Genomic DNA, 12,191 nt, shown 5'->3' with positions numbered 1-12,191 from the left:
AATCACCTCGAAAACAGGGGTGCTCAGTGTTGATGCGGCGCCGTAGCCTTGGCACGGGCCTGGAGATCGACCGGCAGCGGGTCGAGCTGGGCGACGGTCAGGGTATCGTCGTGGAAATACTTCCTGGCCACCGCCTGCACCTGCTCCGCGGTAACGCCGCGGATGCGCTGCAGCATCAGGTCGTCATCCTTCCACGACAGGCCGACCATCTCGTCCATGCCAATCTCCATCGCCTGGCCCATCAACGAATCGCGCTTGAAGACCTGACCTGCCACCGCCTGGACCTTCACGCGGCGCAGTTCCTCCTCCGACACGCCTTCGTTCTGGATGCGGGTGATCTCTGCACGCAGCGCGGCCTCCACATCGGCGACCGTCTTCCCGGCGGCCGGCGCCCCGTCGAGGATGAACAGGGATTCGCCGCGGGCCGAGCCGTCGTAACCGGCACCAGCAGTCACCGCCACGCGGCTGCCGCGCACGATGTCCTTCGCCAGGCGGGCACCTTCGTAACCGTCCAGCACAGCGGCCAACACCTGCAGTGCGTAGTAATCGTCGTCCCCCTTCACGTCGCGCAGCGTCGGCGCGCGCCAGGCCAGGGCCACGTAGGGCAGTTCGGCCGGCGCCTTCACCACGGTCCGCCGCGGCCCGGTCTGCTCCGGCTCGACGAGGGGCTTGCGCACCGGCAGCGGACGGCTCTTCACCTGGCCGTAGGTGCGCTCCGCCTCCTTGAAGACCGCCTGGTGATCCACGTCGCCCACCACCACCAGCGTCGCGTTGTTGGGTACGTACCAGCGCTGGTACCACTCACGGGCGTCGCGGGCGGTCATGTTGTCCAGGTCGCTCATCCAGCCGATGATCGGCCGGCGGTAGGGATGAGCCTGGAAGGCGGTGGCCATCAGCTGCTCGATGACCAGCGCACGCGGCTTGTCGTCGGTGCGCAGGCGGCGCTCTTCCTTCACGACCTCGATCTCCTTGCTGAACCCAGCCTCAGTCACCTGCAGATTGGCCATGCGGTCGGCCTCCAGCGTCATCATGCGGCCCAGCGCCTCCTTGGGCACCTGCTGGAAATACGCCGTGTAATCCTGGCTGGTGAAGGCATTGTCGCGGCCTCCGGCCGCGGCGACGAGCCTGTTGAATTCACCGGGCCCGACCTTCTTTGTACCCTTGAACATCATGTGTTCGAGAAGATGGGCCACGCCGGAGGTACCATCCACCTCGTCCATCGCCCCGACCTTGTACCACACCATATGCACCACCGACGGCGCCCGCTTGTCTTCCTTGACGATCAACTTCATTCCATTCGGAAGCACGGTCTCGTAGGGATTGGCCCAGGCCGGAGCGGCCATCGCCGCGGCAAGGGCGACGGCGGACGAGGCGATCCGCAAACTGCGTTTCATCATAGGCTGTTGAAGCATCTGGTAAAATTGAAGAACAATGGCCGCTGGCCGGCGTGTGGCGCGGCATCATAGCGGCATTCCGACGACCCGGCCAACCGGACATGACGGGCCTTTTCACCCCATGCGCCGGTCCGATCGACCCACCTTCAGACTCAGCACCCCATGTTTGGTTTCCTCAAGAAAGCCCTCAAGCCCGGCGACAGCCCGGCAGCGGCCCCCGAAACGCCGGCCGCTGCGCCACAGGCGGACATCCCCGCCACGCCCACGCCGCAAGCGCCGGTGCTGACCCCGGCCCCCGTTGCGGCAGCCCAGGCGCCCGAGCCCGAAAAGAAGCGCTCGTGGATGGACCGCCTGCGCGCCGGTCTGTCCCGCACCCGCGAGCAGATCGGCGGCGGCCTCGGCAACCTGACCAGCCTGCTCTCCCGCCGCAAGATCGATGAGGACCTCCTCGAAGAACTCGAAACCACGCTGCTGATGGCCGACTGCGGCGTCGAGGCTACTCAGCACCTGCTGAAGGAACTGCGCCTGCGCTGGAAGCGCGACAAGCTGGAAACCGCCGACCAGCTGCAGGGCGCCCTCGCCGAAGGTCTGCTGTCCATCCTCGCCCCCCTCGAGCAACCCCTCGAGATCAGCGGCCACAAGCCTTACATCATCATGATTGCGGGCGTAAACGGGTCCGGCAAGACGACCTCCATCGGCAAGCTGGCCAAGCACTTCCAGAACCAGGGCAAGAGCGTGCTGCTGGCTGCCGGCGACACCTTCCGCGCCGCCGCACGCGAACAGCTGATGACCTGGGGCGAACGCAACGGCGTGGCCGTCATCGCCCAGGAATCCGGCGACCCCGCCGCCGTGGTCTTCGATGCCATCAACGCCGCCCGCGCCCGCAACATCGACATCGTGCTGGCCGACACTGCCGGCCGCCTGCCCACCCAGCTGCACCTGATGGAAGAAATCGCCAAGGTCCGCCGGGTCGTCCAGAAGGCCGAGCCCTCCGGCCCCCACGAGGTGCTGCTGGTGCTCGATGCCAACATCGGGCAGAACGCGCTGCAGCAGGTCAAGGCCTTCGACGCCGCCATCGGCGTCACCGGCCTGGTCCTCACCAAACTCGACGGCACAGCCAAGGGCGGCGTGGTCGCCGCCATCGCCCGCCAGAGCCCGAAGCCGCTGCGCTTCATCGGCGTCGGCGAGCAGATCGACGACCTGCAGACCTTCCGGGCCAAGGAATTCGTGGACGCCCTTTTCACGCCGGTCGGTGGCACCACCGAGCAGGCCGACTGACCCAAACTGCCGTACGTCATATGCGACGTGCACCGCCCCGCGTTCTCGCCTATTCTTCCGGAATGACGGGGCGGACCTGATGGACAACAAACCACGCCCCTCCCAGCCGCGGAGAGACGTGGATGCAGCCCACCCCCGACGCCCGCCCGATCAACCGGACGGCGCACCTTGCCGACGCACCGGCCTCCCCCTTTCCGCTGGCCAACTGGCTGCGCATCGGCCTGCTGCTGTTCACCGCCCAGGCCCTCGCGCTCAGCTTGCAGGCCCTGCTGCTGCTCCATAAAGAGCACGACCTGCTGGTCGGCATCACCGTCTCCCGCATCGCCATCGCCGCGGACCAGATCCAGGCCACCTTCCAGCGCAGCTCCGCCAACGGCCTGCTCCTCCCCGAGTCAGCCGGCATCCGCCGCCTGCTGCCCCGCCTGCAGACGGAAGACCCGGACATCATGGCCATCCATGTCGTCGCCGCGGACGGCGTTTCCCTGTTCAGCAGCGGAACGCCGACACGCCCCCCGGAGCGGAGCGAACTCGATGCCCTCCTCAAGAGCAAGGGGGCGTGGTCGCAGCTGCCGGCACAGGGGCCGCTGCGGGTCGGACTGCGCCTGGCCGACAACGACGGAGAAGTCGTCGGCGGTGTGCTGTTCGACGTCGATGCCGGCGCGCTGTCGGACACCCTGCAGGTTGCCCGCCACGCCGCCTGGCCCCGTCTGCTCGCCACGCTGGCGGGAGTCGCCGTCGCGCTGCCCCTGCTGCTGGCGGCGGCGGCCCGCTGGGGCCGCCAGAGGGCAAGACTGCGCCTGCGCATCCTCGCCGCCGCCCTGCTACTTGCCGTCACCAGCAGTCTGGCCCTCAGCATTCAGACACTGCCGAGCTTCTCCGAACGCCTGCACCCGGCCCTGGATGCCAAGGCGCACATCCTGGCCAGCACGCTGGCCGGACGGATCTCCAACGCGCTCGCCCTCGGCATCCCCTTCGAACACCTGAACGGTGTCGAGGCCTACTTCGACGATGCCCTCGCCCGCCACCCGGAGATCCTTTCCCTACGCCTGCAAGGCTCCACGCACACATATCTGCGCGAACACCCGGGCGAACCCGGCCACAGCGTCGAGGCCGCCGTCAGCGGCCCGGATGGCCAAGCCCTGGCGCTGCTGACAGCCAGCACCGACAGCCACGTGGTTCATCGGGAGATGCTCAGCCAGGCCCTCGACCTGGCCATCGTGTTCCTCGTCGCCGTCGTGCTGTTCAACGAAACCCTCGGCGCGATCCTTGCCGGCGATCATATCGACCCAGCCTCCGCCGGCCGCGGCCGCCTCGGCCTGGCGCGGCTGGCGGTGTTCCTGCTAATCCTGTCGGAAGAGCTGACCCGCGCCTTCCTGCCGCTGCATATCGTCGGCCTGGCCCAGGCAGCCGGCGAACACGGGGCCACAGCGGTCGGCCTGCCGATCTCCGCTTACATGGCGAGCTTCGCCCTTCTGACCCCCTTCGCCGGCCGTTGGGCCGAGCGCTTCGGCACCGCCCGCACCTTCGCCATCGGCGCCGCGCTGTCCGCCACCGGCTTCGGCTGGGCGCTGGCCGGTGGCGGCTATATGGCCTTCGTCGCCGCCCGCTGCCTGTGTGCGGCGGGCTACGCTATCGGCACTATGGCCATGCAGCAGCATTTCCTGCGCGCCGCGGCCGACGGCGAGCGGGCCCGTGCTCTCGCACTGTTCGTCGGCGCGGTGCAGACGGCGGCAATCTGCGGCGCCCCGATCGGCGGCCTGCTGGCCGAGCAGTTCGGTGCCGCCGCCGTCTTTGCCGGCGCCGCCGGCATGAGCCTGCTGGCGCTGCTCGTGCAGCGCCTGGACCACAGTCCTCCAGCGCCGGCCACGGCCAGCGCCTCCCCGCCCCTGCTCGGGCTGCTGTTCCAGCGCCGGATACTGGCCCCGCTGCTCACCGCCGCCCTGCCGGCCAAACTGGCCCTCGCCGGCTTCCTGTTCTATCTGGTTCCGCTCGCGCTGCAACAGGAAGGCTTCGGCAGCGGGTTGACCGGCAGAGCCATGATGATGTATTTTCTGCTGGCTGCCGCCTGCAATCCATTGGCATCCTGGCTGGCCGACCACTACGGCTGGGAAAGAGGCCTGGTCGCCCTCGGCGGGCTGGTGATCGGACTCGGCGGGCTGACCGGCCTGCTCGGCGGCGCCCCGGCGCTGTTCGCCGGCATCGCGGCCCTCGGCATCGGTACCGGCCTGTCCGCCGCCGCGCTACAGGCCATGCTGGGGCGCAGCGGCCCGGCCGCCGTGGTGCTGCTACGCACCGTCGAGCGCCTCGGCGCAGTGATCGGCCCGCTGCTGGCCGGCAGCCTGCTGGCGCTGCTTGCCTACGGCGGCGTGATGGCAACGATAGGCGCGCTGGTCATCGGCGCCACCCTCGGATTTGCGCTCCTCCAGCCTCAGAAAAGGAAAGCCGCGTGAACGTCCCGCTCCGCCTGCTGCTCGCCGTCGCCGCATCAGCCACCGCGCTGTTGGCCCCGCTGCCGGCCAGTGCAAAGCCAGCGACCGAGGCCGCCCCCTACCGCATCACGATGCTGTTGTTTCGCGGTTGCGAGGAAGCCTGCCGCGGTTTCCAGGCCTATTTCCGCCAGCACGGCATCGCCGCCGAATTCACGCTACGCGACGCAGCCCAGGACAAGCGCCGCGTCGCCGGCTTCGTGGACGAGGTCCGCCGCAGCAAACCCGACCTGGTCGTCACCTGGGGCACGACAGTCACTCAGGAGGCGGTCGGCGACTGGCGGCATGTCGATCCCCGGCGCCACATTACCTATCGGCCGGTACTCTTCATGATCGTCTCCGACCCTGTCGCCGCCGGCATCGTGCCCACCCTCGCCCGCCCGCGCCGCAACGTCAGCGGCACCCTCTACCTTCTGCCGGTCGAGACCCAGATCAAGGCCGCCCGCAGCTACCTGGACTTCAAGCGGATCGGCTACATCCTCAACGAGACCGAGTCCAACTCGGTCAGCACCCGCGACGAACTCCGCGGTATCGCCGCCAGCCACGGCTTCACGCTGGTCGAACGGCGGCTGCCGGTATCCCCGTCCGGCACGCCGGACGGCAATGCGCTGCCGGGGCTAGTGGACGAGCTCGCGCGCGAGAAGGTGGACCTTCTCTACCAAGGCCCCGACAGTTTCCTCAACAGTCGCCGGGACGCCCTCACCGACGGCGCACTGGCCCGCGGCCTGCCCGTCTTCGCCGCCGCCGAAGCACCGGTACAGCAATCCCGCGCACTGTTCGGCGTGGTCAACAAGTACGAGGACGTCGGCCGCTTCACCGCCGCCCAGGCGGTCCGCATCCTGCGCGACAAGACTGCGCCGGCAGACATCCCGGTGACGCTGCCACGCAACTTCTCCTACCTGATCAACCTTCCGGTCGCCCTCCAGCTCGGCCGCTACCCGCCCCTCAAGCTGCTCGACGTCGCCGAGATCGTCGGCATCGACAGCGGAGAACACTGACATGCGCATCCTGGTCTGCTCGAAGCGGGATCTCCACGGCCTGCATTTCCTCAACCGCCTGCTGCCGGCCCTGACGGGCCACCAGGTGCTGGAGGTCTGGCTGTCCGACAAGGCCCGCGACTCGGAAAATGCGGTGCCGGGCCTGGTCGCGCTACGCTTCCTGGAACGGACACTGCCGGAGGAACTGGTCTTCCCGCTGGTCGACGCGCTGCCGCCGGGCTCGGGCGCGGCCGAAGCCACCTTCACCGGCCTCGCCGAGCGCTACAAACTGCCCATCCAGGTGGTCAGCGACGTGAACGGTAATGCCGCCCGCCAGCGGATGGCGGCGCTGGAACCGGACCTGGTCATCGTCGCCCGCTTCAGCCTGCTCTTCGACGCCGACACTATTGCCATCCCGCGCTTCGGCATGCTCAACGTCCACCCCGGCGAGTTGCCCGTCTATGCCGGACTGCACGCGCCGCTGCGCGCCGTGCTGGATGGCACCGACGCCTTCGCCTGCAGCGTCCACTGGATCACCCCGGGCATCGACGACGGCCCGCTGCTGGGCATCCACCGCCACCCCATCGAAACGCGGCGCTGCCTGCTCAGCCAGGTGCGCGAGCTCTATCCGCTGGCCATCCCGACGCTGCGCGCGGTCATCGACGAATGCGCCGCCGGACACCGCCCCGTCGGCCAGCCGCAGGACCGCCGGCAACGGCGCTACCGCTCGATGCCCAGCACCGACGAGTTCGCCCACCTGGAAAGCCTCGGCCTGCAGCTGTGGTGTCCCGTCACCTACGCCGACTGGCTGCAGCGCTTCGTCCCCCCGGGCCAGTCCATCCCCCTCGCGCCGGCGATCACCCGATGAGCTTCGAACGGCAGGTCTTCATCAGCTATGCCCACCTGGACAACCAGCCGCTGACGGCCGATCAGCTGGGGTGGGTGAGCCTGTTCCACAGCACCCTGCAGACCCTCCTCAGCCAGCGCCTGGGCACCCCGGCCGACATCTGGCGCGACGACAAGCTACGCGGCAACGACGTGTTCTCCGACGAGATCCTCGACCAGCTATCGCGCACTGCCCTGTTCGTATCGGTGCTGACGCCGCGCTACCTGAAGTCCGAATGGTGCACCCGCGAGATCACCAGGTTCTGCCAGCAGGCCGAAGACGAACACCGCCTGGTGGTCGGCAACAAGGCCCGCGTCATCAAGGTGCTCAAGCTGCCGATCGACGGCAGCGGCGCGCTGCCCGAAGCCGTCGGCCAGCTGCTCGGTTATGAGTTCTTCGAATTCGACGAAGACCGCACGCCCCGCGAGCTGGACCCCGCCTACGGCGACCAACCCCGCCAGGCCTTCCTGCGCAAGGCCAACAAGCTCGCCTGGGATCTGGCCGCCCAGCTCGCACAACTCCAGCAGCAGACCGCCGCCAACGACGCCACCCAGGCGGCCAAACCCGCCGTCTTCCTCGCCGAATGCAGCCGCGACCGCCGCGACGCCCGCGAATGCATCGAGGCAGAGCTGTCGTGCTGTGGCTACACCGTGCTACCCGACCGGCGCCTGCCGGACGACGAGGACGAGCACCGGGCCGCGGTCGCCGGGTTACTGGAACGCTGCACGCTGTCGATCCACCTGATCGGCGAAGGCTACGGGCGCGTACCGGACGGCGACAGCGCCGAGTCCGTCGTCGTGCTGCAAAACCGGCTGGCAGCCGAACGCAGCAAGGCCGGCCTGCGCCGCGTGATCTGGCTCCCTTCCGGCACGACCGGCACACAAGCGGCCCAGCAGACCTTCATCGACGCCCTTCAGCAGGATGCCGCGCTGCAACTGGGCGCCGATCTGGTGAACGGCGATCTGGAAACCCTCAAGGCCGCCATCCATGCCGCGTTGAAGAAACCCGAAGCGGCCCCCGATCCACCCACCGAAACTGGCGCCGCCAGCGCGCCGCGGGTCCATTTGGTGTGCGACGCCCGCGACCGCAAGGACAGCGTCCCGCTCATCAAGCAACTGCGCGGGCTGGGCCTCGATGTCACGCTGCCACTGTTCACCGGCGACGCCGCGGAGGTCCGCGAGGCCAACCGACAGCATGTGCTCGACTGCGACGCTCTGATCCTCTACTACGGGGCAGGCGACGAGACCTGGAAGTACCACCAGGAAAACGAACTGCGCAAACTGCAGGGGCAGGACCGCCAGCGTCCGTTGCGCGCCCGCTTCACGCTGCTCGCACCGCCGCTCAGCGACGACAAGGAAGTGCTGCAGGCCCTCGCCGATGCGGACACCCTCGACGGCCTGAACGGCATCGCCCTGCAGGCGCTGACGCCCCTCGTGACCGCTCTCGGCCTGGAGGTGACGTCATGAGCCAGACTGGCGTACCGACCTGCCCCTATCCAGGCATCCGTCCCTTCCGGGAGGAAGAGGAATACCTGTTCTTCGGCCGCGAGGCGCAGGTGGACGCGATGGTGGACACCCTCGCCCGCCAGCGCTTCCTGGCCGTCATCGGCAGCTCCGGCTGCGGCAAATCCTCCCTCGTCAATTGCGGCCTGCGCCCAGCCCTGCACCGGGGCCTGCTGGCCAGCGCCGGCAGCGCCTGGCGGGTGGCCAGCTGCCGACCCGGCGGCCAGCCCCTGCGTGCGCTAGCCGAAGCTCTCGCTCAGCCCGGCGCGCTGCACCTGGCGGCACCACCGGGGCCGTTCAGCGCCGCAGAGCTCATCGAGGCCACGCTGGCGATGAGCCGCCGCGGCCTCATCGACGCCTTCCGGCAAGCCGCGTTGCCCGCGGGTACGCAGCTGCTGGTGGTGGTAGACCAATTCGAGGAGCTCTTCCGCTACCGCAACCTGGGCGAGCAGCAGGAAGACCAGGCCACCACCTTCGTCAATCTGCTGCTCGAAGCCCGCCAGGAATACGTGCCGATCCACATAGTAATGACGATGCGCTCCGACTTCCTCGGCGACTGCGCGCGCTTCTCCGGCCTGCCGGAGACCATCAACGGCGGCCAGTACCTGGTGCCGCGGATGAACCGCGCCGAACGCCGTTCCGCCATCGTCGGGCCGGCCCGGGTCTTCGGCGCCGACATCGCACCGACGCTGCTAACCCGCCTGGTGAATGACGTGGGTGACGACCCGGACCAGCTCTCCCTGCTCCAGCACGCCCTCGCTCGCACTTGGGCCCACTGGCTGGCCAGCGGCGACGCGAGCCCCATCGACGGCCGCCACTACGACGCCATCGGCACCCTCGCTCAGGCCCTCAACCTGCATGCAGAGGAGATTTACACCGGCCTGCCGGCGGTGCAACAGGCCACCTGCGCCCGTGCCTTCCGCGCGCTGACCGACACCAGCACCGACAGCCGCGGCATCCGCCGGCCGACCCGCTTCGGCGATCTGGCCGCCATCGCCGGAGCCGACGCCGCCGAACTGAACGCCACGCTGGCACCATTCCGGGCGCCCGGCATAGCCTTCCTGATGCCCCCCGCCGACGTCCCGCTGCAGCCCGGCAGCGTTGTGGACCTGGCTCACGAAAGCCTGATGCGCATCTGGGATCGCCTGCGCGACTGGGGCGCGCGGGAGGCCGAATCGGCACGCATGCTGCGCCGCCTGGCCGATGCCACCGACCTCCATACCGTCGGCGAAGCCAGCCTGTGGCGCGACCCGGAACTGCAGTTCGCCCTCGACTGGCAGACCCGCACGCAGCCGACCCCTGCCTGGGCCCGGCAGTACGGCCACGCCCTCGAACCCGCGCTGGCCTTCCTCGACGCCAGCCGCCAGGCCCGCGACGAGGCCACAGCCGCCGAGCAGGCGCGGGCAACAGCCGAAAGGCGCGTGGAGGCCGAGCGACGCCGCAACCAGCGGGTGTGGCGCGTCACGGTCGTCGCCATCATCGCCACCATGCTGGTCGCGGGCGTCACCGGCTTCCTGTGGCAGCGGGCCGAGAAGGCTGGCGAAATCGCTCTGTCGCGCCAGCTGGCGGCCGAATCCTCCAGCGAGCTGGCCATCGGAAACCTGGCCGGCGCACTGCAGCTGGCCGCCGCCAGCTACGAGCGCGAACCGACCTTCGAAGCCCGTGACAGCCTGCTGGCCGCCCTCTCCCAATCGCCCCTCGACTGGTGGCAGGCCGGCCAGAAAGGCGTACAGGCCCTGGCCGTCAGCCCCGACGGACAGCTCGTCGCCAGCGGTGGCAAGGACGGCAGCATCCGGCTGTGGCGTGGCGGCAATGTCGTCGCCACCCTGCAGGCCCACGCCAATGCCGTGCTGGCCCTCGACTTCAGCCCCGACGGCCGGACCCTCGCCAGCGCCGACGCCGATCACCGCATCGTGCTGTGGCAGGTGGCCGAGCGTCGCGCCCGTGTGATCCTCGACGACCACGAGGGCCCGGTTCATGCCCTGGTATTCAGCCCGGACGGCCGCTACCTCGCCACTGCCGGCGCCGACCGGCGCATCGTGCTGCGCGACGGACTCAGCGGCACGCCGCTGGGCAGCCCACTGCTGGCCCACGCGGACACCGTCACCGGCCTGGCCTTCAGCCCCGATGGCGAATCCCTGGCCTCGGTGGGCTACGACGGCAACCTGTTCCTGTGGCGCCTCGACGGCAGCAACACCCCGCTCGCCCGCGCCAGCCACCCCGCCGTGCTGCATGACGTGGCCTTTGCACCGGACGGCAAGACCATCGCCACCGCCAGCGCGGACCGGCATGTACTGCTGTGGCAAGCACCCCGTCTGATCCAGCTCGGCGACCCGCTCGGTGGCTACGAAGCCGGGGTGCGCAAACTGTCCTTCAGCCCCGACGGACGCCACATCGTGGCGGTGGGCGAGCAGCGCCAGGTGCGTGTCCATGACCTCACCCAGCCCGGCCGCGCCGCCCTGGAGCGCCCCGGCCACACGGGCGATGCGCTGGCCGTACTGTTCCTGCCCGACGGCAGTTTTCTCACCGGCGGCAGCGACGACCTGCTGATCCGCCACGACACGAGCGGCCATGGCCCGCTGAGCAAACCGCTGGCGCCCACGAAGGACACCGTGTGGGCGCTGGCCTTCAGTCCCGACGGACGACGCCTGGTCAGCGCCGATGCCCGGGCCCACCTGCAATGGCGCGACGGGAACAGCGGCACTCCGGTCGGCGCCCCCCATGACGGCCACACCGCGCTGGTAAGCAGCCTGGACTTCAGCTCCGACGGCCAGCACCTCGCCAGCGCCGGCCAGGACGGGCGCCTGCTGTTATGGGATGCGGATGGCGACAAGCCGCCGCGCACCCTGCTGGCGGACGGAGCAGCACTGCAGCGGGCGATCTTCAGCCCCGATGGGCAGCTCCTCGCAGCCGGCGGGCGGGATGGGTACATCCACCTGTGGAAGATGCCTGCCGCCACGCGCCTCGACGTGCAGCCGGAACACGGCGGCCCAATAGCCAGCCTGAGCTTCTCTTCAGACTCGCGGCGTCTCGTCAGCGTGGGCTACGACGGCCAGGCCCGCGTATGGGACAGTCGCGACGGACGGCAACTCGCCAGCCAGGCCGCGGTCGGCAGCGGCGCCCTGTATGGCACGGCCTGGCTACCTGGCGGCAAACAACTCCTCATCGCCAGCCAGCAACAGGGGCTACTGCGCTGGAATGCCGACGCCACTCCCTCCACACCGCTCGGCAGCGCAGGCGGCACGCTGCTCGGCCTGGCCCTTTCTCCGGACGGCCAGACCCTGGCCGGCTTCGATCGGCAGGGCCGGCTACGCCTGTGGGACACGGCCACCGACCAGGCCCTGCACGCCCCCCTCCTCCACCACGGCAGCCCCATCCTGGCCCTGGCCTGGCTACCGAACGGCCTGGGTCTCGCCTCGGCAGACTGGCAGGGTGGCATCACCCTCTCCAGCGGCACGCCCTCCGAATGGGTCCGCCTGGCATGCTCGCTGATCGGCCGGATCCCGCCCCTCGCTACCGGGCGCCCGCTTTCCGCCTGTTCATCCACGCCATCGCTCCACCCTTGACATAGGCAAGACTGCATCTAATCTGAGTAATCAGATCGCGAATCGCAGCGCCCCGAAAGTTGATGACAAAAGCATAAACACCTGTACAATCGGCGCCGCTTT

At 69.3% G+C, this 12,191-nt stretch carries 7 protein-coding genes; 6 read left to right on the top strand and 1 reads right to left on the bottom strand.

All coding sequences use genetic code 11. The features are described 5' to 3' along the window. Positions 1-23: 23 nt before the first annotated feature. Positions 24-1,394 carry a M16 family metallopeptidase gene (locus AC1PPK_RS08705; protein ID WP_481118197.1) on the bottom strand — a complete coding sequence of 457 codons (1,371 nt, stop codon included), beginning with the start codon at positions 1,392-1,394 and terminating at the stop codon, positions 24-26. Positions 1,395-1,556: 162 nt separating this feature from the next. Between AC1PPK_RS08705 and ftsY the strand changes: the two genes are divergently transcribed. The 6 genes from ftsY to AC1PPK_RS08675 all read left to right on the top strand — a co-directional run bounded on the left by ftsY (position 1,557) and on the right by AC1PPK_RS08675 (position 12,089). After that, positions 1,557-2,672, top strand: coding sequence for a signal recognition particle-docking protein FtsY (gene ftsY / locus AC1PPK_RS08700; RefSeq protein ID WP_481117444.1), 1,116 nt, complete (start codon positions 1,557-1,559; stop codon positions 2,670-2,672). Positions 2,673-2,794: 122 nt separating this feature from the next. Beyond that, entirely contained in the window at positions 2,795-5,122 is a 2,328-nt protein-coding gene (locus AC1PPK_RS08695) for an MFS transporter (RefSeq protein WP_481117442.1), read from the top strand. Next, positions 5,119-6,156, top strand: coding sequence for an ABC transporter substrate-binding protein (locus AC1PPK_RS08690; RefSeq protein WP_481117441.1), 1,038 nt, complete (start codon positions 5,119-5,121; stop codon positions 6,154-6,156). The genes AC1PPK_RS08695 and AC1PPK_RS08690 overlap by 4 nt, the downstream gene beginning before the upstream one ends. A 1-nt stretch (position 6,157) precedes the next feature. Further along, complete coding sequence (locus AC1PPK_RS08685) at positions 6,158-7,003, top strand: formyltransferase family protein (protein ID WP_481117440.1); 846 nt, start codon at positions 6,158-6,160, stop codon at positions 7,001-7,003. Then, the gene (locus tag AC1PPK_RS08680) at positions 7,000-8,487 is read left to right on the top strand and encodes a TIR domain-containing protein (RefSeq protein ID WP_481117439.1); all 1,488 of its coding nucleotides are present in this window, start codon (positions 7,000-7,002) and stop codon (positions 8,485-8,487) included. Before AC1PPK_RS08685 ends, AC1PPK_RS08680 begins: the two co-directional genes overlap by 4 nt. Continuing rightward, entirely contained in the window at positions 8,484-12,089 is a 3,606-nt protein-coding gene (locus AC1PPK_RS08675; RefSeq protein WP_481117438.1) for an nSTAND1 domain-containing NTPase, read from the top strand. The genes AC1PPK_RS08680 and AC1PPK_RS08675 overlap by 4 nt, the downstream gene beginning before the upstream one ends. The last annotated feature ends 102 nt before the right edge of the window (positions 12,090-12,191 follow it).

It is taken from the genome of Zoogloea sp. JDB1 (genome assembly GCF_056724025.1).
Note: the sequence above shows the minus strand (reverse complement) of the source record. Positions and strands in the feature narration are given on the sequence as shown.